The sequence below is a fragment of the Caballeronia sp. LZ062 genome, from assembly GCF_031450785.1.
Classification (GTDB): domain Bacteria; phylum Pseudomonadota; class Gammaproteobacteria; order Burkholderiales; family Burkholderiaceae; genus Caballeronia.
Window position 1 is genome coordinate 1,678,959 of sequence record NZ_JARTWB010000002.1, and the last position, 21,222, is coordinate 1,700,180.

Annotated in this window: 24 protein-coding genes, 1 tRNA gene and 1 pseudogene; 12 read left to right on the forward strand and 14 right to left on the reverse strand. The window is 64.6% G+C overall.

The genetic code is table 11. From position 1 onward, the window contains the following. Positions 1-8 precede the first annotated feature (8 nt). Together P9239_RS13910 and P9239_RS13915 are read right to left on the reverse strand one after the other, a co-directional pair. Positions 9-401 (reverse strand): cupin domain-containing protein, encoded by a 393-nt coding sequence (locus tag P9239_RS13910; RefSeq protein WP_309751758.1) that lies wholly within the window; start codon positions 399-401, stop codon positions 9-11. 81 nt (positions 402-482) lie between these two features. Next, positions 483-1,373 (reverse strand): LysR substrate-binding domain-containing protein, encoded by an 891-nt coding sequence (locus tag P9239_RS13915; protein ID WP_309751760.1) that lies wholly within the window; start codon positions 1,371-1,373, stop codon positions 483-485. 114 nt (positions 1,374-1,487) lie between these two features. On the opposite strand from P9239_RS13915, the gene P9239_RS13920 reads away from it, so the two are divergent. Then, positions 1,488-2,351 (forward strand): NmrA family NAD(P)-binding protein, encoded by an 864-nt coding sequence (locus P9239_RS13920; protein WP_309751762.1) that lies wholly within the window; start codon positions 1,488-1,490, stop codon positions 2,349-2,351. A gap of 256 nt (positions 2,352-2,607) precedes the next feature. Here the strand turns inward: P9239_RS13920 and P9239_RS13925 are convergent. Then, positions 2,608-2,682 (reverse strand) — tRNA-Arg (locus P9239_RS13925). A gap of 116 nt (positions 2,683-2,798) precedes the next feature. On the opposite strand from P9239_RS13925, the gene P9239_RS13930 reads away from it, so the two are divergent. Beyond that, positions 2,799-3,167, forward strand: a complete 369-nt coding sequence (locus P9239_RS13930) for a hypothetical protein (protein WP_309751764.1) — start codon at positions 2,799-2,801, stop codon at positions 3,165-3,167. 21 nt (positions 3,168-3,188) lie between these two features. Here the strand turns inward: P9239_RS13930 and P9239_RS13935 are convergent, their stop codons facing one another. Both P9239_RS13935 and P9239_RS13940 read right to left on the reverse strand, forming a co-directional pair. After that, positions 3,189-3,371, reverse strand: coding sequence for a hypothetical protein (locus P9239_RS13935; RefSeq protein ID WP_309751766.1), 183 nt, complete (start codon positions 3,369-3,371; stop codon positions 3,189-3,191). A gap of 90 nt (positions 3,372-3,461) precedes the next feature. Next, positions 3,462-5,354 (reverse strand): TIM barrel protein, encoded by a 1,893-nt coding sequence (locus P9239_RS13940; RefSeq protein WP_309754050.1) that lies wholly within the window; start codon positions 5,352-5,354, stop codon positions 3,462-3,464. A gap of 268 nt (positions 5,355-5,622) precedes the next feature. On the opposite strand from P9239_RS13940, the gene P9239_RS13945 reads away from it, so the two are divergent. Beyond that, positions 5,623-6,486: a shikimate dehydrogenase gene (locus P9239_RS13945; protein WP_309751768.1), complete on the forward strand. Its 864-nt coding sequence runs from the start codon at positions 5,623-5,625 to the stop codon at positions 6,484-6,486. A gap of 52 nt (positions 6,487-6,538) precedes the next feature. Here the strand turns inward: P9239_RS13945 and P9239_RS13950 are convergent, their stop codons facing one another. Further along, entirely contained in the window at positions 6,539-7,240 is a 702-nt protein-coding gene (locus P9239_RS13950; protein WP_309751770.1) for a TetR/AcrR family transcriptional regulator, read from the reverse strand. A 269-nt stretch (positions 7,241-7,509) separates the two neighbouring features. Here P9239_RS13950 and P9239_RS13955 point away from each other — a divergent pair, with 269 nt between their 5' ends. Next, positions 7,510-7,779 carry a hypothetical protein gene (locus P9239_RS13955; protein WP_309751773.1) on the forward strand — a complete coding sequence of 90 codons (270 nt, stop codon included), beginning with the start codon at positions 7,510-7,512 and terminating at the stop codon, positions 7,777-7,779. 15 nt (positions 7,780-7,794) lie between these two features. Here P9239_RS13955 and P9239_RS13960 read toward each other — a convergent pair whose 3' ends face one another. Beyond that, positions 7,795-9,282 carry a diguanylate cyclase domain-containing protein gene (locus P9239_RS13960; RefSeq protein ID WP_309751776.1) on the reverse strand — a complete coding sequence of 496 codons (1,488 nt, stop codon included), beginning with the start codon at positions 9,280-9,282 and terminating at the stop codon, positions 7,795-7,797. 296 nt (positions 9,283-9,578) lie between these two features. On the opposite strand from P9239_RS13960, the gene P9239_RS13965 reads away from it, so the two are divergent. The 6 genes from P9239_RS13965 (at position 9,579) to P9239_RS13990 (ending at position 13,897) form a co-directional block, all read left to right on the forward strand. Then, positions 9,579-10,082 (forward strand): YbhB/YbcL family Raf kinase inhibitor-like protein, encoded by a 504-nt coding sequence (locus P9239_RS13965; RefSeq protein ID WP_309751778.1) that lies wholly within the window; start codon positions 9,579-9,581, stop codon positions 10,080-10,082. Between the two features lie 115 nt (positions 10,083-10,197). Beyond that, on the forward strand, positions 10,198-11,565 hold the full coding sequence (locus P9239_RS13970) for an MFS transporter (RefSeq protein ID WP_309751781.1): 1,368 nt from the start codon (positions 10,198-10,200) through the stop codon (positions 11,563-11,565). A gap of 171 nt (positions 11,566-11,736) precedes the next feature. Further along, positions 11,737-12,288, forward strand: coding sequence for a type 1 glutamine amidotransferase domain-containing protein (locus P9239_RS13975; protein ID WP_309751783.1), 552 nt, complete (start codon positions 11,737-11,739; stop codon positions 12,286-12,288). Between the two features lie 36 nt (positions 12,289-12,324). Beyond that, positions 12,325-12,876, forward strand: coding sequence for a DUF4142 domain-containing protein (locus P9239_RS13980; RefSeq protein WP_309751786.1), 552 nt, complete (start codon positions 12,325-12,327; stop codon positions 12,874-12,876). Continuing rightward, the gene (locus tag P9239_RS13985) at positions 12,873-13,247 is read left to right on the forward strand and encodes a DUF1488 domain-containing protein (protein ID WP_309751788.1); all 375 of its coding nucleotides are present in this window, start codon (positions 12,873-12,875) and stop codon (positions 13,245-13,247) included. Before P9239_RS13980 ends, P9239_RS13985 begins: the two co-directional genes overlap by 4 nt. Positions 13,248-13,321: 74 nt before the next feature. Then, positions 13,322-13,897, forward strand: a complete 576-nt coding sequence (locus P9239_RS13990) for a hypothetical protein (protein ID WP_309751790.1) — start codon at positions 13,322-13,324, stop codon at positions 13,895-13,897. An 82-nt stretch (positions 13,898-13,979) separates the two neighbouring features. Here the strand turns inward: P9239_RS13990 and P9239_RS13995 are convergent, their stop codons facing one another. Next, positions 13,980-14,219 carry a hypothetical protein gene (locus tag P9239_RS13995; RefSeq protein ID WP_309754179.1) on the reverse strand — a complete coding sequence of 80 codons (240 nt, stop codon included), beginning with the start codon at positions 14,217-14,219 and terminating at the stop codon, positions 13,980-13,982. 109 nt (positions 14,220-14,328) lie between these two features. Beyond that, positions 14,329-14,568, reverse strand: a pseudogene (locus P9239_RS14000) (spermidine synthase); the annotation flags it as partial. A 53-nt stretch (positions 14,569-14,621) separates the two neighbouring features. Here P9239_RS14000 and P9239_RS14005 point away from each other — a divergent pair. Then, positions 14,622-15,074, forward strand: coding sequence for a PA2169 family four-helix-bundle protein (locus P9239_RS14005; RefSeq protein WP_309751792.1), 453 nt, complete (start codon positions 14,622-14,624; stop codon positions 15,072-15,074). 100 nt (positions 15,075-15,174) lie between these two features. Here P9239_RS14005 and P9239_RS14010 read toward each other — a convergent pair whose 3' ends face one another. Together P9239_RS14010 and P9239_RS14015 are read right to left on the reverse strand one after the other, a co-directional pair. Beyond that, on the reverse strand, positions 15,175-15,402 hold the full coding sequence (locus P9239_RS14010) for a hypothetical protein (protein ID WP_309751794.1): 228 nt from the start codon (positions 15,400-15,402) through the stop codon (positions 15,175-15,177). 286 nt (positions 15,403-15,688) lie between these two features. Next, positions 15,689-16,051 carry a BON domain-containing protein gene (locus P9239_RS14015; RefSeq protein ID WP_309754052.1) on the reverse strand — a complete coding sequence of 121 codons (363 nt, stop codon included), beginning with the start codon at positions 16,049-16,051 and terminating at the stop codon, positions 15,689-15,691. A gap of 489 nt (positions 16,052-16,540) precedes the next feature. On the opposite strand from P9239_RS14015, the gene P9239_RS14020 reads away from it, so the two are divergent. Then, complete coding sequence (locus tag P9239_RS14020; RefSeq protein WP_309751796.1) at positions 16,541-18,028, forward strand: RNA polymerase factor sigma-54; 1,488 nt, start codon at positions 16,541-16,543, stop codon at positions 18,026-18,028. 108 nt (positions 18,029-18,136) lie between these two features. Here P9239_RS14020 and P9239_RS14025 read toward each other — a convergent pair whose 3' ends face one another. From P9239_RS14025 to otsA, 3 genes are all read right to left on the reverse strand, one after another. Further along, positions 18,137-19,036, reverse strand: coding sequence for a YihY/virulence factor BrkB family protein (locus P9239_RS14025; protein ID WP_309751798.1), 900 nt, complete (start codon positions 19,034-19,036; stop codon positions 18,137-18,139). A 136-nt stretch (positions 19,037-19,172) separates the two neighbouring features. After that, positions 19,173-19,535, reverse strand: a complete 363-nt coding sequence (locus P9239_RS14030; protein ID WP_309751800.1) for a chemotaxis protein — start codon at positions 19,533-19,535, stop codon at positions 19,173-19,175. 122 nt (positions 19,536-19,657) lie between these two features. After that, positions 19,658-21,106, reverse strand: coding sequence for an alpha,alpha-trehalose-phosphate synthase (UDP-forming) (gene otsA / locus P9239_RS14035; RefSeq protein ID WP_309751803.1), 1,449 nt, complete (start codon positions 21,104-21,106; stop codon positions 19,658-19,660). Positions 21,107-21,222: the final 116 nt, after the last annotated feature.

Genomic DNA, 21,222 nt, shown 5'->3' on the forward strand with positions numbered 1-21,222 from the left:
GTGCGGCCTCAGGGCCTTTGGCCCAACTGTTCCTCGATCGTCCTTGTGAGCGGCGATTGCACATCCCCGGTGTGCTTCGTTTCGACAGGCTCGATCAGAACGATCCAGCATTCTTCGTCGGCAACAGGGTTATGCAGCGTGCCGCGCGGCACCACATGCATCGATCCTGCGGGCAGCTCGACAGTTCGGCCTCCTTCATATTGGATCTTCAGATGACCACTAACGACGAAGAACAGCTCGTCTTCGTTCGCATGGTCGTGCCAGGCGAGCTGGCCGCGCACTTTGGCGACCTTCACGTACTGATCGTTGACCTGCGCGACGACTTTCGGCGACCAGTGTTCATGGACACCGCTGAAAGCGGCTTCGAGGTCGAACGATTCGGCGAATTGAAGGACAGACATGGTCGTCTCCAGTGAGAGGAATTCAGGCGAGAAGCGAATCGGACTTTAGCGCAGAAGCCGCGGAAACGCCGGGATCAGCGGTCATTCGACCAGCGCTGCGAGTTCTTCCGCGGTGCCCAAGGGAAACGCTGACTTGATGTGATCGAGAAAAGCGGAAACACGCGTGCTCAGCAAACGTCTCGAGGGATACAGCGCCCAAAGCGCGATTTCCGGGCCGTCCACGTCGCCCCAGTACGCGAGCGTTCCAGAAGCGATGTCCCGGCTCACGAGCGATAACGGCAGACAGGCGGCACCCGCGCCGAGACGGACCGTGTCACGCACCATGACCAGCGACGACAACTGGGCGACCGGCTCGACGAAGATGCGCGTTTTCCGGCGAGCGTCGACGACATCCCAGAACGCATTCTGATCGGGCGATGAGCGAACGACAGCCCGAACGCTGGCTTTCGCGGTCGGTCGCCTGAGCGCCGGGTCGGCCACCACGACGAGCCGGTCGCGCAGGAAGATCCGCCCGATCAGACCTTCGTTCGCTTCGGGGTTCACGCGGATCACGAGGTCGTACCCTTCCTCGATCATGTTGACGGGGCGATCTTCCGTCGTGACTTCCACTCGAACGTCCGGGTACTTCAGGACGAACGAAGCGACCAGCTTTCCCATTGCAATCTGCGAGAAGAGCGCAGGCGCGCTGATCCTCAACCGGCCGCGAGGCTCGTCGCTGCCCGATGCGATGGCTGCGGCGCTCTCGGTGAGTTCGGCGAGCAGCGCGCCCGTCCGCTCGTACAGCGCGCGCCCTTCCTGAGTCAGCGTCACCCCGCGCGGTCCACGCTCGAACAGGCGGATGCGCAAGTCGTTTTCCAGTTCGGTGACTCTGCGCGACAGCGTCGCTTTCGGCCGCTCCGACTCACGCGCCGCCTCTCCGAAGCTGCCGTGACGAGCGACGAGATTGAAGTCAGCAAGAGCAAGAAGGTCCATGTCGATTCCGGTCTGCGTTCCACATTTGAGACGCCGCGTCTCATTATAGCATCTTCCGGACCGCCAGTGGATCACTTACCTTGAATGCACCGCAACCCACAAAGGAGTCCCATCATGACTATTCTCGTTACCGGTGCCACGGGCCGCGTCGGTCGCCAGGTCGTCGATCAACTCGTCAGTCGTCGTGCCGACGTGCGCGTGCTCGTGCGCGATCCGTCGAAAGCGCGTTTCCCGAGCGAGGTGGCCGTCGTGCAAGGCGATATGCTCGATATCGATTCGCTTCGCCGCGCACTCGCCGGTGTGCGCACGCTGTTCCTTCTCAACGCGGTTGCAGGCGATGAATTCACGCAGGCGCTGATCGCGCTCAACATCGCCCGCGAGTGCGGGGTCGAGCGCGTGGTGTACCTCTCGGTGATGCACGCCGAGCGATTCGTCAACGTGCCGCATTTCGCCGTGAAGTCCGGCGCGGAACGCATGATCGAGCAGATGGGCTTCAGCGCCACCATCCTGCGCCCCGCTTACTTCATCGACAATAAACTGATGATCAAGGATGTCGTCGTGAACCACGGCGTTTATCCGATGCCCATCGGAAGCAAGGGCGTTGCGATGGTCGACACGCGCGATATCGCGGAGGTCGCGGCTATCGAACTGATACGCCGCAATGAGGCTGCGGAAAGGCTTCCTGTCGAGACGATCAACCTCGTCGGTCCGCACACGCTGACGGGTCCCGAACTCGCGTCCATCTGGTCCGACGTGCTCGGCCGTCCGGTTGGCTACGGCGGCGACGATCCCGGCGCCTTCGAGCAGAACCTCTCGGGTTCCATGCCGAAGTGGATGGCTTACGAGATGCGCCTGATGGCCGAGCGCTATGTGAGCGACGGCATGGTGCCGGAAGCGGGCGACGTCGAGCGTCTCGTCGGCATGTTGGGCCGTCCGCTGCACGCTTACCGTGACTTCGTTGCGGAAGTGGCGGGTTGAACGCTGGGCGCCGTGTGCTGGTCTGCCCGTGTGACCGCGCCGGGCCGAGCGGAGTTGCATCCGATGTTTTGCGTGACTTCACGCACTCGGCTGACTTTCAACGCGCGGTGCATGACGCCCAAGCGTGAGCTTACTGCCGAGTCCGAGAATGAGCGTTCACCGTTCCATCGAAGCCTTGCAACGGAGAATCGTTCGACAAGCGCGCGTTAGAGCGGCTGTCACCATGAGAGAAGCGGCGCAAGGGGGGAAGCTATCGTGGTCCCCCCGGCAGGAATCGAACCTGCATCTAGCGCTTAGGAGGCACTCGTTCTATCCATTGAACTACGGGGAGCGGACCGCACGTCCCGCCGAGAACCGAAGCGGCGTCCGGCTGGCGAGAGCGCAGAGTATAGCAAACGGTATCGACGGCCATGCGGACGCCGCGCAAAAATGAATTAGCGCAAAGGTTTGGCGAGAAAACCGCGGGTTTGTCCCTATCAAGTTCCGGACAAGCGCGCCGCCATCGGACACATCGACCCCATTTCCGATCTCAAGCTCCAGGGCGCGTTTTCGGCGTTGCTGGCAGACCAGGACCTTGCGCACCTTCAGAAGGTGTTGCGCCGTTCGTTGTCGTGCGATCTCGGCGGTCCGTTGCTGCCGCCCTCGTACTGGCGCGGGCGGATTGCAGCCATCACGCGCCAGGCACATCTGTCTCCCACGCAGATTCAGACCGTTCACCGGCTGTATCTGTATATCGATGCGTTCGAAGCGGCATCGGCCACGCCTGACGGCGAACGCGCCGTGCCCGGCGAACCGCTCGCGGCGGCAGGCAGTTAGCGGCGCGCCGCTGCGCTTCTCTCAATGCCGGTGCTTGAGCCACCAGTCGCGCAATGAATGGCTCGGCGCGGCTTCGTGCATTGCCGCGCCCGCCCGATGCGCCCGCCGCTCGCAATATTCATCGCGCCAGTCATGTGCGAGCAACACGAGGCCGAGCGCGGCGAGCGCCGCCACGCCGATGAGAACGTCGGAAAGTTCGAGCATGGCGACCTCCTGCTTGCCGCTGCCGTCATGTCTCCATGATAGGCCGCGTTTCGCGCGAGTTCGCGTCGGCTTTCGACGTCGGCTTTCGCTCTACGAAGCGTCGCGGGCGCGCTGCTGCTGCGCGTGCGCCGCGAGCCGCACCGCCGCGTTGGCCGCGCCGTAGCCGTCGTAGCCGCCGCGCCGCTCGATCACTTCCAGAAAGAACCGCTGATCGAGCTGCTCCGTGTAAGCGTGAAAGAACTCGCCGCCGCGTTCGTCGCGGTCGTAGAGGATGTTGTGTTCGCGCATCGCGTCGATCTGCTCGTCCGGCAGGCCGTAGCGCGCCACGAGGTCGTCGTAGTAATTGCGCGGGATGCGCAGGAACCGGACGCCGTCCGCGGCGAGACGCGGAATAGCGTCGAAGATGTCAGGCGTGCTGAACGCGACATGGTTGAGCCCCGAGCCGCGATACGTCGAAAGCGATTCGGCGACCGCCGTATAGCGATCCATCGACGCGTTGAGCGCAATGCGCACCGAGCCGTCGCGGCTTCGCACGGCGCGGCTGCGCACGAGGCCGTAGGGGTCCGGCACGAGCACGCTCGCTTCCGTCTCGAAGCCGAACGCGCTGCGGAAAAACAGCACCCACGTATCGAGCGCTTCGGCGGGCAGCGAAAGGCATACGTGGTCGATGCGCGCGAGCGGCCCGACTTCATACGGCCCGTCGATATCCGTCAGCACGAAATCCGATTCCCACAGCGTCGGCGCGCCGGGGGCTTCATCGACGAAATAGTCGAGGCTGCCGTCAGGCGACTGCACGCCCGGCACCACGCGCTCGTTCGGTCCCACGCGCCCCGAAAACGGCTTGGAGCCGTAAGCGGCGGCGCGCTCGAATGCGCACTTCGCGTCATCGACATGAAACGCCGACGCGCACAGTGACAAGCCATGCTGCTGAAAAAACGCACTCGCGAACGAATCCGCTTCGGCGTTCAGCACGATCGATCCTGCGCCGTGCCGGTACAGCGTCACGTCCTTTGACCGGTGCTTCCCCGCGAGCCGGAAGCCCAGCTTGCGCAGCCAGCCGGCGACGTGTTCGCGCGTGGTGTCGTCCACGGCGAATTCGAGGAACTGGAAGCCGATGTGCGCGGGCGGCGCGGGCGGATCGAAGAGTTCGGCGGGCGCGCGCTCGCCCATGACCGCGCGCGTCTGCTCTTCGAGAAAGCGCAACGAGCGATGCCCGTCCGCCGCGGTGATCGCGGTCGGCGCGGCGCGAAAGCCGTCGTTGAAGATTTCGAGCGAAAGCGGCCCCGTGTAGCCCGCTTCGAGCACGCGCGCCGTGAAGCCCGCGACGTCGAACGCGCCCTGCCCCGGAAAACAGCGATAGTGGCGGCTCCATTCGAGCACGTCCATCGAGAGCACGGGCGCATCGGCGATCTGCACGAACGCGATGCGATCGCCCGGAATCGCGGCAATCTCGTCGACCGAATCGACAATGGAAAGCGTATGGAAACTGTCGAGCACGAGGCCGAGATTCGGGTGATTCACCGCATCGACAAGCCGCCATGCGTGCTTGTACGAGCTGACGTGACGGCCCCACGCGAGCGCCTCATAGCCGACGATCATGCCCGCTTCCCCGGCGAGGCGCGCGAACACGCCAAGTTGATCGACGATCAGCGCGTCGTTCGCAATGGTGTCCGGCGACACGTTGCTGCACGCGAGCATGCGGTTCGTGCCGAGTTCGTGCATCAGCTCGAACTTGCGCTTCGCGCGCTCGATGTTCTTCGCAAGCCGCTCGGGACTCACGCCTTCAAAGTCGCGGAACGGCTGGAACAGATAAATGGCGAGGCCCAGATCTTCGCAGAGACGCCGCACATCGGCGGGCGTGCCGTCGAAGTAAAGCAGGTCGTTCTCGAAGATCTCGACGCCGTCGAAGCCCGCCGCGCGGATCGCCTTCAGCTTTTCGACGAGCGTCCCGCTGATGGATACCGTCGCGATGGATGTCGGGATGGAACGCGGCATCGCTGCCTCCTCGTTGCATTCGTGCGTTTCGTTACGGGGTGGACCGTTAGAGTGTAGGCGCTCTGCACGCAATCCACGTCATTATGTGCGAGGATAACAAACTAACCAGATGGTACAAAATACGTGAAAATACCGAACGACACGACTCGCGCACGCGCGCACACTGCGCATCTATCGCCGCACTGCAACATCGCGCCCTCTTTCACTGCTGTACGCTAGGTGCGAGCGTCTAGCCTCTTCTCGCGGGAGCACTCGCATGACCAGCAAAACTTCGTATCTGATCGGACTGATCGGCTCGGGCATCGCCGGATCGTTGACGCCCGCCATGCACGAACAGGAAGGCCGCGTGCTCGGGCTGAATTACGTGTATCGGCGCATCGACCTGCAGGCGCTGAACCTCGATCCGTCCGCGCTTCCCGACCTGTTGATCGCCGCCGAACGCATGGGCTACGACGGCCTGAACATCACGTATCCTTGCAAGCAAAGCGTGATCCCATTGCTCGACGAACTGGACCCAGACGCCCGCGCGCTCGGCGCGGTGAACACAGTCGTGCTGAAGGACGGCAAGCGCATCGGCTACAACACGGACTGGTCGGGCTTTGCGCGCGCGTTCCAGCGCGGTTTGCCGAATGCGCCGCTCGGCCGCGTCGTGCAACTGGGCGCGGGCGGCGCGGGCGCGGCGGTCGCCCATGCGGCGCTCGTCATGGGGGCGAACGCGCTCACGCTCTTCGATTCCGATGAAGCCCGCGCATCGTCGCTCGCAGCGGAACTGGCGGCGCGCTTTCCGGATCGCGAAGTGACGAGCGGCGGCGACCTGCGCGAGACATTGCGCGCGGCGAACGGCCTCATTCACGCGACGCCGACCGGCATGGCGAAGCTGCCCGGCATGCCGTTGCCCGCCGAGTATCTGCACAAGGACTTGTGGGTCGCGGAGATCGTCTACTTCCCGCTCGAGACCGAATTGCTGAAGACGGCGAAGGCGCTGGGCTGCCGCACAGTGAGTGGCGGCGGCATGGCGGTGTGTCAGGCGGTGGATGCGCTGCGCATTTTCACGGGACGCGAGCCGGACGCCGAGCGCATGTTCGCGCACTTCCAGACTCTGCTGAACGCGGACGCCTAGCCGCACGCGCTCATGAAAAAACGGCGGCCTCGCAAAAGAGCCGCCGTTTTAATTAGTCTTCGCGCCGCATGTAGCAGAGCACCGCCTCGACGATCATCTCGCGATGCCGCGCCCGCGAACGCGGCCCCGACGGATCGCGCCCGAACGCCGCGCTCCACGTATGGCGATTCGCCACGCGATGAAAGCAGAACGCGCTGATCATCAGATGCAGGTCGAGCGGATCGACGTCATCGCGAAAGCGGCCTGCCGCGACGCCACGCGCGATGAGATCTTCGATGGTCTTGACGACCGTGGCATTGCGCGACTTGAAGGTCTTCGACTGCTCGATGTACTTCGCGCCGTGCACGTTCTCGATGGTCACGAGGCGCACGAAATCGCGATGTTTGTCGTGGTAATCGAACGTGAAGCCCACGAACTCGCGCAGCGCCTGTTCGGGGTCCATCTCCGCGAGGTTCAGTTCCTGTTCCAGCGCGCGAATGTCGCCGTAGACCTGTTCCAGCACCGCCTCGTACAGCCCTTCCTTGCTGCCGAAGTAGTAGTACAGCATGCGCTTCGTGGTGTTGGTACGCTCGGCGATGGCATCGACACGCGCGCCCGTGAGACCCATCGCCGAGAACTCCTGCGTGGCGATGTCCAGAATGTTGCGCTTCGTCTCAAGAGGATCGTACTTGCGCCGCCCTTCGGGCGCCGCCGGCGCGGACGCAGCACTGGCGGCCTTGTTCGCATCGCTGGCGGCCTTGCTTGCTTTTTTCATTTTTGCGTCTGAGAACGGCGTTGGGAAACGATTCTAGCATGGGGGTCAGCGCGTTCTTTGCTCAGGAAAGCCCTGCTTTGAACGGCTTCATCTATACTTTTCCGATGCCCTATTTCCCCTGTTCCCTCAGCCGATTGCTTTCATCGCGCGTGCCGCATTTGCGCCTTCGCGCCGCGTCTCTCGCCTTCTTTTGCGTGGCCGCGTCGGCGCAAGCGCAGCTTCCGCCCGGTCATCCATCGAGGCCGCAACTGCTCGCTGCCGAAGGCGTCATGACGAGCGCGAACATCGCGCGCGGCGCGGCGGATATCTGTCATATCGATGCGGCCAAAGTCGCGCGGTTCAAGGACGCCGCGCGGGCCAACTTCGCCGATGCGCCGGACTTCGACGCCGAGTGGACGCTCGGCTACCGCCAGGCGCAGGCAACCGTGGACCGCTTCGACAAGCTGAAGGCGAGCAATCCCGCGGAGTACAAGAAGGAAATCGACGAGGCTTGTCCCGCGCTCACCCGCGGTATCGACGAAGTCACAGCGCCGCAGTAGCGCGATGCCGCTGCCTCACGCGTCTTCGCCCGACCCCTGCGCATACTGCCGGCGCTTGTCGGCGTACATCGCCGCGTCGGCGCGTTGCAGCATCGCTTCGAGACGCTCGCCGTCCTGCATGGTGGCCGCGCCCATCGCGAAGCTCAACGGCATGCCCGAGTAGAACTGGTTGTTCACTTCGAGCAACTGGCGAATGCTGTCCATGACCGTGTCGCCGCCGCGCTCGTCGGTGCCGGGCAGCAGCACCATGAATTCGTCGCCGCCAATGCGCGCCGCGTGATACGGCTTCTCTATCGCCTTGCCGAGCACTTCGCCCGCGCGCCGCAAGAGCGCGTCGCCCGCCGCGTGACCCAGCTGATCGTTCACGCCCTTGAGTCCGTTCACATCCACGGCGATGGCCGTCACCGGAAACGGCCCTTTGCGCTCCAGCCGGTTGATTTCGTCGTCATAGAACGAGCGGTTCTTCAGTTTCGTGAGCACGTCGTGCTTGCCGAGAAACTCCAGGTACGCTTCGGCTTTCTTGCGCGCGGTGATGTCCGTCAGCGCGACGAGCACCAGATCCCACCCTGCCTCGTGGCCGGGAAAGACGGAGAACTGGAGATGCACGTGCACCTCGTTGCCGTCGAGCGAATAGTTGACCACTTCGCGCTGATGAAAGAGCTTGTGCTCCCACAGGTCGATAAGCTGCTCCTGAAAGTGCTGCCGCATGTCGTCGCGGAAGATTTCGGGCAAGCGCGCGAGCAGCGTCGCCTTGTCGGGCGCGGCGAACATGCGCAACGTGTGCTGGTTCACGTCGAGAACGTGAATCTCCTGCATGCAGCGTTCGACGAATTCCGGATGCACGCTCACGAAGGTGCGGAAGTCGACAATGCCGCGCTCGCGCACGTCGTCCAGGAGCGTCTTCACCGCACTGAAGTTCTCCACCCACAGCGACACCGGCGAATGCTCGAAGAGACCGCGTGCGTAGCGCTCGCTCTGCGTGGCCTTGCGGCGCACGGTCTCGAGTTCGGTGATGTCCTCGATGGTCACAAGCACGCGGCTCCACGTGTCCTCGTGACCCGGCAGAATCACGGCTTTGAGCAGCACGTCGAGGCGCCGGCCGTCGAGCGTGTAATTGACAGTCTGGCTCACGAAGCGCTGCTTGCCCGACCAGAGTTGTTCGAGTTCGTCGACGTGCGTGGTGAGCATGTCGTCGCGAAACACGCGCCCGAGGTTCTGCACGAGATGGTCGATCTCGCGCGCGCCGAAGAGCGACAGCGTGCGCTGATTCACCTTCACGACGCGGATGAGCGACGAGCACTCGGCGATGCGCGAGGCGTCTTTCGCGAGAAACGCGCGCAGATCGGTGACGCCCGCCTCGCGCCAGCGGTCGAACTGTTCGCGCACGCCGCTAAAGTCTTCGAGCCAGAGCGAAACGGGCGCAAGATCGAACATGTCGGCGGCGTCTTCGTGCGTGGGTGCCGGCGTGAACTGTCCAGCGGCGCGGCGCGGGTCGTTTGGCATCGTTTTCCTCTCGGCTCGCGCCGTCGTCATGGCGCTTTCTCGGGCTGCGAGTCTATCTCAATATCGCAGCGCGCCATATTTCCGCGCCTGGCGCGCGGACCTTGGAATGCGCCGGTGGAATTCGGGGGCGGATGCTACACTCAACGCGCTCCCCCGCGCGTGCGTCGGGCTCCCGCTGCGCTCTGTGGCTCCCTCGAGCTTCCATCGCGGGCACATTCGCTGCGACGCTTCGCGCATCGAACGAGCGCCGCGCGATGCGGGGCACGCTCCATCGCTTACAAGGAGGCACGATTCTCATGGCTGATTTCCGTATCTGGTCCGACGAATTTCCGGCGAACGGTTTCATGACCCGCGCGCAGGAACTCGACATGCAGGCGTTCGGCACGGCCGGCGACAACCTCTCTCCCGCGCTCCAATGGGAAGACCCGCCCGCCGACACCAAGAGCTTCGCGCTCACCGTCTACGACCCCGACGCGCCCACGGGCAGCGGCTTCTGGCACTGGGTCGTCGTCAACATCCCGGCCGATGTCCGCGCACTGCCGCGCAACGCGGGCAAGGCGGACGGCAGCCTGCTGCCCGCGGGCGCTCTGCAGCTTCGCAACGACTACGGCACGGTTGGCTTCGGCGGGGCGGCGCCGCCGCGCGGCGACAAGCCGCATCGCTATATCTTTCGCATTCACGCGCTGCAGGCCGAAAAGCTGCCGCTCGATCCGAACGCGACCAACGCGGTCGCGCGCTTCATGACGCATCTGAACGAGATCGATTCGGCGACGTACACGGGTCTCTACGAACTGAAGTAACGCGCGGGTGGCGGGCGAGCCGGGCCGCGCAAGGCGCGCGGCCGCCGCATCCGCCACAAGCGAATTGAAAACGGCGCGTCATACAATGCGCCGCCTCGCCACTGAACGTCCATTGATGGATTCCGACCAAGGCCTTCCGCTTCCCCAACGCTACTGGGCGATTGCCGTCGTCGCGCTCGGCATCACGCTCGCGGTGCTCGACGGCGCCATCGCCAACGTCGCGCTGCCGACCATCGCGCGCAATCTGTCCGCGACGCCCGCATCGTCCATCTGGGTCGTCAACGCGTACCAGCTCGCCGTCACCATCTCTCTCTTGCCGCTCGCCTCGCTCGGCGACCGGATCGGCTACCGGCGCGTCTATCTCGGCGGCCTCGCCCTCTTCACCATCTCGTCGCTCGGTTGCGCGCTGTCCGGTTCGCTCGTCGCGCTCACGATCACGCGCGTCGTCCAGGGCTTCGGCGCGGCGGGAATCATGAGCGTGAATACGGCCATCGTCCGCATGATTTATCCGCAGAAGCAGCTCGGGCGCGGCGTGAGCATCAACGCCACCGTCGTCGCGATTTCGTCGGTGATCGGTCCGACCGTCGCTTCGGGCGTGCTGTCCGTCGCGTCGTGGCCGTGGCTTTTCGCGATCAATGTGCCCATCGGTGTCGTTGCGCTCGCCATCGGCATGAAGGCGCTGCCGCGCACGCCCGGGCACCGGCAGCCGTACGACTACGTGAGCGCGGTGCTCAACGCGCTGTTCTTCGGCATCGCGATCGTCGCGGTGGACGGTCTCGGGCACGGCGAGCATCGCCCGTTCGTGATCGGCGAGTTCATCGTGACGGGCGTCATCGGCTACATCTTCGTGCGGCGGCAACTGACGCAAAGCGCGCCGCTCTTGCCCGTCGATCTGCTGCGCATTCCGGTGTTCGCGTTGTCCATCGGCACGTCGGTGTGTTCGTTCTGCGCGCAGATGCTCGCCTTCGTTTCGCTGCCTTTCCTGCTTCAGGACACCTTCGGCATGAGTCAGGTCCAGACCGGCTTTCTGATGACGCCGTGGCCGCTCGTGATCGTGTTCGTCGCGCCGCTCGCCGGCATGCTCTCCGACCGCTATCCGGCCGGATTGCTGGGCGGCATCGGGCTCGCGGTGCTGACCGTGGGCCTCGTGCTGCTCGCCACCGTCGGCGCGCATCCGGGCGCGTTCGATATCTCCTGGCGCATGGCCGTGTGCGGGCTCGGCTTCGGCCTGTTTCAGTCGCCGAACAATCGGCAGATGCTCTCGTCCGCGCCGCGTCATCGCAGCGGCGGCGCGAGCGGCATGCTCGGCACTGCGCGCCTGACCGGACAAACGCTCGGCGCCGCGCTCGTGGCGCTGATCTTCGGCGTGGAGCCGCATCGCGGGCCGCTGATTGCGCTCGCGGTCGCGGCGGCGTTTTCGGCGGCGGCGGCCGTCGTCAGCATGCTGCGGCTTGCCGGCAAGCGCAGCGTCGAAGCCGCGTGAGAAGCGGAAATAGAAGCGGCCCGGCCGCCGCTCATCACGCCGGCTTCTGCATTCATCCGAGGCAATAAGCCGACCAACTGGGCACATCCCTTGCTCTTCGTTTCGGACGTGAATCCGCGCATGTGTCCAATGCGCGACCATCCGAAAACGAGCAACGAAAGGAGTGTGTTCATGGCGATTTCCCTCAACGGCTTCAAGGTAGCGATCCTCGCCGTCGACGGTTTCGAGCAGGCCGAGCTCGTCGAGCCGCAGCGCGCGCTGAAGGAAGCCGGCGCCCAGGTCGACGTCATTTCGCAGAAGCCCGGCCAGATCCAGGGTTTCAAGCACGTCGACAAGGGCGACGCAGTGGAGGTGGACCGCACGCTCGACGAAGCGACCGCCGCCGACTACGACGGCGTCGTGCTGCCAGGCGGCGTGGTGAACGGTGACGCCATCCGCCTCGACGCGAAAGCGCAGGCCTTCGTCAAGGAAGCCGATCAGGCGAAGAAGCCGCTCGCCGTCATCTGCCACGGCGGCTGGCTGCCGATCTCGGCGGGCATCGTCGCGGGCCGCACCATGACGAGCTGGCCGAGCCTTCAGGACGATGTGCGCAACGCGGGCGGCACGTGGGTCGATCAGGAAGTGCAGATCGACGGCAATCTCATCACGAGCCGCAAGCCGGACGACCTGCCTGCCTTCAATCAGGCGCTGATCGAGGCGCTCGCAAAGGCGCGCGCTGCCTGAATGCGCCGGCTCGACATGCGAACCGGAGCGACGCCGATGCCACGCGCCAGCCGTTTCATCGCCCTTCTACTCGCGGCCTGCGCCACGTTCGCGCAAGCCCAGACCGAAGACGCCGCGAGCGCCGGCACGCCTGCGAACGCGCCGCAATCGCAAAAGCTGTCCGCGACCGACCAGCAGTTCATTCAGGACGCCGGAACCGCGGGCGCGACCGAGATCGCGGCGAGCAAGCTGGCGCTCACGCGCTCGGGCGACAAGCAGGTGAAGGACTTCGCACAGCGAATGATCGCGGACCACGCGAAGCTCGCGCGCAATCTCGATGTGATCGCGAAGCGTCACGGCATTACGTCGCCGCCGAGCGCGGATTCGTCCGTCACCGGCAGTCTGCAAAATCTCCAGGGGGCCGAGTTCGACAAGGCCTATATTGAGAAAGTCGCGCTGGCCGCGCATCAGAAGGCGGTCGAGCTGTTCGCGAACGAGAGCGAAAAAGGCAACGATGCCGCGTTGAAGGCGGCGGCGGCGAAGGCACTGCCGATCCTCCGTCACCACTACGCAATGGCACAACAACTAGCCAAGGCGAAGGCGTCATGAGCGCCGGGCACCTTCTCGACCGCGCGGACGCCCTGTTCGTTCGCGCGTCCGCCGGCCCCCGTCCGGCTTATGAGGACTCGACCATGCACATCACGTTTTCCGACGATCCCCCCGTCTTCAACGGCGACGATCTGGCGATCCACTTCACCGCGCTCGTCGATGGCGAAGCGGTCGTCTGCTCCATCAGCGCGGAGGCGCTCGAAGACCATTTCGGCGCCAAGTCGCCTCGCGAAGAAGACCTGCTGCCCGCGTTCGAAAGCGGCGCGGCGCGCATTCGCGCCGTGTGCGCGGAGGCGCTCGACGACAACGGCGGACAGTCGGTCGTGCTGCGCAGCGGGCTTTTCCGCGTCGCGGGCATGGAACCGGAATGACTCCGTTTGCGTCCCTCAACGGCTTCGCGCTCTGCGAGCCGCATCCGACCAACCGACACTAAAAAGGAGGAAACATGTCCCTGATCATCGCGGGCCGGTTCCAGACTTTTCCTGCCGCCGAAACGGCCGCCCAGCGGCTCTTCGCGAACGGCTTCGTTGAAGAGGACGTGACGCTCTTCTTCGTCACCCCGAGCGGACAGCACGCGCGCTTCCCGATAGGCGGCGACGTGCACACGGACAAAGGCGCGGGCGCCGCGCCGAAGGGCGCCGGCAAGGGCGTGACCATCGGCGCGGTCATCGGCGCGATCATCGGCGCGGCGATCTTCGCGGTCTTCAAGGCGCCGCTGCTCGTATCGGTCGTCGCCGCCGGCGTCGGCGCGTATATCGGCTCGCTCGCGGGCGCCATGTCGCATACGAAGAAGAAGCCCGGTTCGACCGAGCAGGCCGAGGAGCCGACGCGCCACTCCGGCGTGCTGGTCGCCGTGCACGTGTCGCCGGAGACGTACGACCGCGCCGCGTCGATTCTCCGCGAAGCCGGCGGCCTCGATATCGAACGCGCGTCGGGCCGCTGGAAGCAAGGCCGCTGGAGCGACTTCGATCCGCTCAAGCCGCCGCAACCGGTGGATCAGTACGCGCGGCCTCGCGCCTAGCTAGCGTCGCGGTCGAAGAGCAGAAGACACAGCGCCCGGTTCTCGCCGGGCGCTTTTTCGTTCTACCGAGCGACGCGCGGCTTCAAACCCACGGCCGCGCGATGCGCACCGCCGGCGCGTGCGCGCGCACGTCGCAATCGGCGGGACGCAGACGCGCTCGCGGCGAACCGTGCGCGCACGGCTCGCACAGAGCCGTGACGGGCGCGAGGACGGTCGCGGAACGGACGACGCTCCGTTCGCGCACGTGCAGCGTGATCGCCGATGCCACGATTGCAACGAATACGAGAAGCTCGCGATACGCGAGCGCGCGGGACGGTTTCATCGATTCTCCTGGTGCCTTGTCGTTGCGCGGCTTCGTTGGCCGTGCTTAGGACGAATGCCGCAAGCAGAGCAAGGCCTGTGCCGATGTGCCGCGCCGCGGTTGCCGTCAAGTCGAGCACCGGACGGCGCGCAGTGGCATCGTAGATATCGATCTGCAACGCGACGATGGTCCCGTGAATCGCGCGCTCGATGACGGAGAGGCGCGCGTCGTCGTAAGACAGTTCGAACATCGCGCGCGCAGCGATGACGACACCGGGATTTAGTTCGACCGCTTCGACCTTCGCGCGCTTCAGATACCGATGACAGAACCCGTCCGGGCACGCCGCGTGCAATAGGGATTGCGGCAAGCGCGTCCCCCGATATCGGGACCGCGCTTTGGCAACTTCACTAAAAGGAGGTGTATATGAGCACGAACGTCGTATCGGTACTGAACGATCTCGTCGAAACGTCGAAGGATGGCGAGAAGGGTTTCCTCAAGGCTGCCGAAGACACGCGTGACCCGAGCCTCAAGCTGTTGTTCCAGAACCGCGCGGAAGCGTGCGCGCAAGGCGCGATCGAACTGCAGAATCTCGTGCAGCGTCTGGGCGGCAAGCCGGAAACCGGCGGCTCGATCTCCGGCGCGCTGCATCGCGGCTGGGTGGACGTGAAGTCCGCTGTGACGAACCAGACCGATCACGCGATTTTGGCCGAATGCGAGCGCGGTGAAGACGCTGCTAAGAAGAACTATCGCCAGGCGCTCGACAAGGATCTGCCGGCCGATATCCGCGCCGTGGTGGAACGCCAGTATCAGGGCGTGATCGAAAATCACGATCGCATCCGCGATCTGCGCGATCAATACGCGGCCGCGAAGTCCTAAAGCGCGAATCGCTGTCATAAGCCATCGCCGCTTTCATGCGGCGATGGAAAACAAAACGGCCACTCGCGTGGCCGTTTTGTCGAGCGCGAACCGCTGCGGATTAGTGCGGCTGGCCCTTGTCGTTCGTGCCGAGCGACGAAGCAGCAGCCGCCGCCGATGCGCCCTTCAGCTTGTGGCTCTTGTTCTGCTGATGCAGATACGTGCCTTTCTTGCCGTGCGTGCTGGATGCCGCGTCCGTCGTCGCGGCGCTGTCCGATGCCTGCGCGAACGCGGCCGTCGAGAATGCGAGCGCCAGTGCGCCGACCAATGCCATCTTCTTCGTCTTCATCAAGAGCTCCTTTTGCCGGGGCCTTCGAGCGCCGCAGTACGACGCTTCATGGCCGCCTCTAGTGACGCCTGAACGGACGTCCTGTTTTTAGGGTGTCAACGATGCTGCGAGGTGATGCATCTTCTGCTTCGAGCCGCAAGGCATGATCGCTCATGCGCGAACCCGCGCCCGGAACCCGATGCATGACCGCTTTCGGTCACGTATCGGACTCCTGCGCGGGTCCGGTTGCTCGCGCCCTGACCCGCCGAGGCAGGCCGGGCATACGAACTATGCCATCACTTTCGTGTTAGTCGGCAGCAATTTTGAGATGGTTCTTCACGGATGCAACACCCGAGACTTCCTTGACAACCTGCTCGGCATTCGTCTTGTCTTCCGCCGACGGCACGGTGCCGGTCAGCGAGACGACGCCGCCGCGCGTCTTCACGTGGATGTGCGTCGACTTGACGTTCTTGGCGCTGAGCAGTTCGGCCTTGACCTTCGTCGTGACGGCGCCGTCATCGACCTTCTTGCCGACCTGATCCATTTTCTGGCCAACGGACGAATCCGAGCCCGAGGAGGACGACGTCGAGTTGGTCTGAGCGCCTGCGCTGAGCGCGAACATCACGCATGCAATACCACCGGCTGCTTTGAGGAATTGAGTCGTCTTCATGGCAATACTCCTTGTTTTCAGTTTTGGTCTTGCGCCCCCGTCTTGTCCGCGAAGCTCGCGTGACATGGATGAGGCGCCCCGTTTTTGCTGCTTGTCGGCGCGTTGCCTGACTTCGCGGCCGGCGTCGCCGCGCCGGTCGCCGTCAATGTCACGCAACTTGCGTGCCGGGTCAGGCGAATCGAACTCGCGTTCGCCAGCGCACGCCGCGTTGTGGGCGGCGCCGGAGGCCCGAGCGAGTGCTCGTGGCAACGCGCGGCGGTGACCGCAAACCGCCGCGAAACGCCCGTCCGCCAAGCCTGTCCCCGCGCGGTGCTTTTGTCTGAGCCCGTGTAAAAAGTGCGTGAAAGAGGCCTGCCGCACGCATCGTTGGACTGCGTGCCGGAGGAAAAAAGCTAAGCTCAGCATGACTTTAGCGATCGATGGCATGGCTGTTGCTTAACTGGTCCGCACACACATCGACCCCGTCAAGACATCGAGGATTAGCAAGCAATGCCGCCTTCACTCGAACTCCGCACCAAGCAAAGCCTCGCGCTTACGCCGCGCCTTCAGCAATCCGTTCGACTGCTGCAGCTTTCGTCGCTCGAATTTCAGCAGGAGCTGCGTAACGCGCTCGATACGAACCCCTTCCTCGAATACGACGAGTCGCAAACAGAAGACAACGCGCTCGGCGCGGACAACGGCAACTCGATGAGCGATACCGCGCTCTCGCCCGCCGCCGACAGCCCCGCCGAAGCGCCGCTCGCCTCGGAAAGCAGCATGGACGGTGATTCCGGCGCGGATAGCGGTTCGCGCGACGACTCCATCAGCGAGTTCTCGTCCGACCCGTTCGGGCGCAGTGCGTCGCGCAACAACGGCGACGGCGAAGGCTCCGATCCCGCCGACTGGGTCCGCATCGAACCGTCGCTGCACGAAACGCTGCACGACGCACTGCGTCTCTATCAGCTCAACGAACGCGACCGCGCGGTCGCGCAGCTCATCATCGAGGCGCTCGACGACGACGGCTATCTCCGTCAGGAACTGAGCGAACTGGCCGACGTCGTCGATATCGAGCCGGCCATCAACGAAGACGAACTCAACATCGCGCTCAAGCTCGTGCAGTCGCTCGACAAGCCGGGCGTGGGCGCGCGCAATCTGTCCGAATGCCTCACGCTGCAACTCGACGCGATGCCCGAAGGCACGCCGGGCCGCAATGTCGCACGCGAAATCGTCGCGCATCATCTGGAACGGCTCGCGCGCCGCGAGCAGGCGGAGTTGCAGAAGAAGATCGGCTGCAGCGCCGAGGAACTGCGCATCGCGTGCGCACTCGTGCGCCGTCTCGATCCGAAGCCCGGCGAGAACTACGGCCAGAGCGAAGACAACTACGTGGTGCCGGACGTGATCGTGCGTCAGGTCAAGAAGCAGTGGGTCGTGACGATCAATCCGGCGGTGCTGCCGCGTGCGCGCATTCACCGTATGTACGCGGAACTCTTTGCGCAGTCGGCCGGCGCGAGCCGTTCGCCGCTCGCGCAGCAGTTGCAGGAAGCGCGCTGGCTGATCCGCAATGCGCAGCAGCGTTTCACGACGATTCAGCGCGTGGCCGAGTGCATCGTCTCGCATCAGAAGGCGTTCTTCGACTACGGCGAGATCGCGCTCAAGCCGCTCGTCCTGCGCGATGTCGCCGACGAACTGGGTCTGCACGAATCGACCATCTCGCGCGCAACGGGCAACAAGTACATGTCGACGCCGCGCGGCATCTTCGAGTTCAAGCACTTCTTCCCGCGCGAACTCAGCACGGAAAGCGGCGGCACGTGCTCGGCCGCAGCCGTTCGCGCGCTCCTGAAGGAGATGATCGCGAAGGAAAACTCGCGCGATCCGCTCTCGGACGTGAGTCTTGCGAAGATGCTCGCGGATCAGGGCGTGATCGTCGCGCGCCGCACGGTGGCGAAGTATCGGCATCTGATGAAGGTGCCGCCTGCGGAACTGCGCAGGCAGGCTTGACAGTTTCCGCGCTCCCTGCACTCAGCGAAGACCCGGTCAAGCGAATCGCAGAGCAGCACAGCAGGAAGCGCCATGTCGGGCCGCCCTATCGGGCGGCCTTTTTTTTCGTCAGCGCCAGCCGGACTCGCGATGCGTGCGCTTGCGCGCCGCCGTCGCGGAAAGCTCCGCGCCCAGCAGAAAGACCGCTGCCGAGTAGTAGAGCCACAAAAGGATGACGGCGAGCGATCCCGCCGCGCCGAACATGTTCGCCGTGCCCGCATGTTGAACGTAAAGCGCGAAGAGCCGCTTGCCGCCCTCGAACAGAAGCGCGGCGGCGGCAGCGCCGAGGGCGGCGTCGCGCCAGCGCATGCGCGTCGTCGGCAGAAACTTGAGCAGAACGGAGAACGCGAGCATCAGCATCGCGAGCGAAATGGCGTGGCGCGTGAGGCTCGATAGCACGACGAACGGATTCCCGTCGCCGAGCGCCCAGTGACCGAGCACTTCGACGAGGGCGTCCAGAAGAAGCAGCGCGACGACGAGCAGCCCCGCGCCGACCACCAGCGCGAACGACATGACCCGCACGCGCAACAGCCCGACGATGCTCTCGCGCGTGCTGACGACAGGCGTCGGCCAGATCACGTTGAGCGCGCTGTGCAGCGACGAAAAAGTGGCGGACGCGCCCAGCAGCACGCCTACGATGGACAGCACGGCGGTGCTGCGCGCCATGTCGGCGTGCCACGCGTTCGCGACGATCGCTTCGAGCGTATGCGCCGCGTCCGCGCCGACGATGCCGCTGATCTCATCGAATAGTCGCCCCTGCACGGCGTCGGCGCCGAAGAAGATGCTCGCCACCGCGATCACGATGACGAGCGTCGGCGCGAGCGAAAACGCCGCAAAAAACGAGATCGCCGCCGAGAACATCAGGCAGTGGTCCTGAATCCACTGCGCGACGGGATCGGCGACCCACGAGAACCAGCCGAAGCGCTTGGTGCGGCCTTCGGCGAGGTGGGTCGTCTGATCGTGATTCATCGGCAAGTGGCGGGCGCGAGCGTGCCTTCGGTGGTCCAGCCGCCGATGTTAGCGTCCCTCGCGCGACGCGTGCAAAAAAGGCGCGCACGGAAACATCCGCACGCGCCCTTGTCCTGCGGCCGGTCAGCCGGAACCGTCAGGGACGTTCGTCGTCCGCGTCCGGATCGACGGCTTCGTCGTCGGCCATGTCGCTGATCTCGGTTTCGTCCTCTACGCCGTCGGGCATGATGTCGGCGTTAGCGAAGAGGTTGTTGTCGCCGTCGGCCGACGCGTCTTCGCCGGTGCCGGACCGGTCGCTGTCGCTGTCGAGCTGCGCATCCGACAGGCCGAGCGCGTGGGCGTCGAGTTCGTCTTCGATATCGCCCGGACGGCGCATCTCGCCCTGCACGTCAGAGCCGGAGTCCGAAGAATCGCTCGGGCCGAGCGCGCCCGTGCCGTGTCCCTTGCCCCATTCCGTGCCGCCCTCTTCCGGCGGATTCAGTGTGCTTCCAGTCATCATCGATCTCCTTCGAATGTGTCGCAGAAGGATTCGCAAGGACCGTTCCGCGCCTGGCACCGCCCAATGAAAAGCCCCGCGCTTCTCGCGAAGCGCGGGGCCGAAGCGATTCGATCGCCGAAGGATTACGCCCGAGCGGGGCGTTTGGCCTCGGATGCGCCCTGCTTCACCGTCTTGACCGTTTTGGCCGTGACCGACGTCGCAGTCGCGACGCTGCGCAGATCGGAGAGAAAGGAATCGCGCCAGACGGAGAGGTTGTTCTTGCGCAGCGGCACCATCATGTCGGCGTGGCGCGCCTGGCGTTCGGCGAGCGGCATCGAGAGCGCGCGCTCCAGCGCCTCGGACATCTGCGAGAGATCGAACGGATTGACGACGAGCGCGCCCGGCAGCTGATCCGCGGCGCCCGCGAATTGCGAGAGCACGAGCGCGCCTGGATCTTCCGGGTCCTGCGATGCGACGTACTCCTTCGCGACCAGATTCATGCCGTCGCGCAACGGCGTCACATAGCCGACCTGCGACAGTCGGAAGAGCGCCATCAGCAGATTGCGCTCGTATTTGCGGTTGAGGTACTGAATGGGCGTCCAGTCGAGCTGCGCGAACCGTCCGTTGATGCGTCCCGCCTCGCCTTCCAGATTCTGGCGGATGCGCTGATACGTCTGCACGTCGGCGCGCGTCGGTGGTGCGATCTGCACGAGCGACACGCGGCCGTGCCAGCCAGGCGCGTTCAGCAGAAGCCGCTCGAACGCCTGAAAACGCTCGACGAGACCTTTCGAATAATCGAGCCGGTCCACGCTCATGATGAGCTTGCGGCCACGCATGGAGTCGCGCAGGCTCTTGACCTGCTTGCGAGTCGAATACTGCTCGGCGGCCTTCGCAATGGCGTCCGGATAGATGCCGATGGGATACGCGCCCACTTTCAGCATGCGCCCGAAGGCTTGCAACATGCCGTCGTCGCTGAAATGGCCGCGGCCGCTGCGCTCGATGTAGTCGATGAACGACTGCTTGTCGCTCTCCGTCTGGAAACCGACGACGTCGTACTGGCACAGCGCCGTCATCAGTTCCTCGTGCGGCGGCACCGTGCGCATGACTTCGGGCACCGGAAACGGAATGTGCAGGAAAAAGCCGATGGGGTTCGTGACGCCGATCTTGCGTAGCTCCTGCGCGAACGCGAGCAGATGGTAGTCGTGAACCCAGATGATGTCGTCCGGCTGCAGCAGCGTCTTCAGTTTCGCGGCGAGCGTCGCGTTCACGCGCATGTAGCCCGCGTACTCTTCGCGGTCGAAGCGCGAAAGGTCGTTGCGATAGTGGAAGGTCGGCCACAGCGTCGCGTTGGAGAAACCGCGGTAGTACTGGTCGTAGTCGCGCCGCGTGAGCCCGACGGTGGCATAGGTCACGTTGCCGTTCTTTTCGACGACGGGCGCGGCCGCTTCGCCGACGATCTCGCCGCTCCAGCCGAACCACACGCCACCCGTCTCCTTGAGCGCGTCCAGCACGCCGATCGCGAGCCCGCCCGCGCTGGGCTTGCCTTCTTGAACCGGCGCGACGCGATTCGATACCACGATCAATCTGCTCATTACAGCGTCACTCCATCAGTTGTCGTTGCTGCTCGAATTGGCGACGGGAAACATGCAAGTCCTATGCCGATCTGCTTTGGTTTCACTCCCCTAGCGAGTGGAAAATTCGTATCCAG

Bases quoted from the DNA above. Each gene is read 5' to 3' on its own strand.
- P9239_RS13965 (WP_309751778.1), top strand. From the start codon at position 9,579: ATGGCTGATTTCCGTATCTGGTCCGACGAATTTCCGGCGAACGGTTTC.
- P9239_RS13990 (WP_309751790.1), top strand. From the start codon at position 13,322: ATGTCCCTGATCATCGCGGGCCGGTTCCAGACTTTTCCTGCCGCCGAA.
- P9239_RS13955 (WP_309751773.1), top strand. From the start codon at position 7,510: ATGACGAGCGCGAACATCGCGCGCGGCGCGGCGGATATCTGTCATATC.
- P9239_RS14010 (WP_309751794.1), bottom strand. From the start codon at position 15,402: ATGAAGACGAAGAAGATGGCATTGGTCGGCGCACTGGCGCTCGCATTC.
- otsA (WP_309751803.1), bottom strand. From the start codon at position 21,106: ATGAGCAGATTGATCGTGGTATCGAATCGCGTCGCGCCGGTTCAAGAA.
- P9239_RS13985 (WP_309751788.1), top strand. From the start codon at position 12,873: ATGAGCGCCGGGCACCTTCTCGACCGCGCGGACGCCCTGTTCGTTCGC.
- P9239_RS13950 (WP_309751770.1), bottom strand. From the start codon at position 7,240: ATGAAAAAAGCAAGCAAGGCCGCCAGCGATGCGAACAAGGCCGCCAGT.
- P9239_RS13975 (WP_309751783.1), top strand. From the start codon at position 11,737: ATGGCGATTTCCCTCAACGGCTTCAAGGTAGCGATCCTCGCCGTCGAC.
- P9239_RS13980 (WP_309751786.1), top strand. From the start codon at position 12,325: ATGCCACGCGCCAGCCGTTTCATCGCCCTTCTACTCGCGGCCTGCGCC.
- P9239_RS13910 (WP_309751758.1), bottom strand. From the start codon at position 401: ATGTCTGTCCTTCAATTCGCCGAATCGTTCGACCTCGAAGCCGCTTTC.
- P9239_RS14015 (WP_309754052.1), bottom strand. From the start codon at position 16,051: ATGAAGACGACTCAATTCCTCAAAGCAGCCGGTGGTATTGCATGCGTG.
- P9239_RS13915 (WP_309751760.1), bottom strand. From the start codon at position 1,373: ATGGACCTTCTTGCTCTTGCTGACTTCAATCTCGTCGCTCGTCACGGC.
- P9239_RS14005 (WP_309751792.1), top strand. From the start codon at position 14,622: ATGAGCACGAACGTCGTATCGGTACTGAACGATCTCGTCGAAACGTCG.
- P9239_RS13970 (WP_309751781.1), top strand. From the start codon at position 10,198: ATGGATTCCGACCAAGGCCTTCCGCTTCCCCAACGCTACTGGGCGATT.
- P9239_RS13945 (WP_309751768.1), top strand. From the start codon at position 5,623: ATGACCAGCAAAACTTCGTATCTGATCGGACTGATCGGCTCGGGCATC.
- P9239_RS13995 (WP_309754179.1), bottom strand. From the start codon at position 14,219: ATGAAACCGTCCCGCGCGCTCGCGTATCGCGAGCTTCTCGTATTCGTT.
- P9239_RS14025 (WP_309751798.1), bottom strand. From the start codon at position 19,036: ATGAATCACGATCAGACGACCCACCTCGCCGAAGGCCGCACCAAGCGC.
- P9239_RS13960 (WP_309751776.1), bottom strand. From the start codon at position 9,282: ATGCCAAACGACCCGCGCCGCGCCGCTGGACAGTTCACGCCGGCACCC.
- P9239_RS14030 (WP_309751800.1), bottom strand. From the start codon at position 19,535: ATGATGACTGGAAGCACACTGAATCCGCCGGAAGAGGGCGGCACGGAA.
- P9239_RS13935 (WP_309751766.1), bottom strand. From the start codon at position 3,371: ATGCTCGAACTTTCCGACGTTCTCATCGGCGTGGCGGCGCTCGCCGCG.
- P9239_RS13920 (WP_309751762.1), top strand. From the start codon at position 1,488: ATGACTATTCTCGTTACCGGTGCCACGGGCCGCGTCGGTCGCCAGGTC.
- P9239_RS14020 (WP_309751796.1), top strand. From the start codon at position 16,541: ATGCCGCCTTCACTCGAACTCCGCACCAAGCAAAGCCTCGCGCTTACG.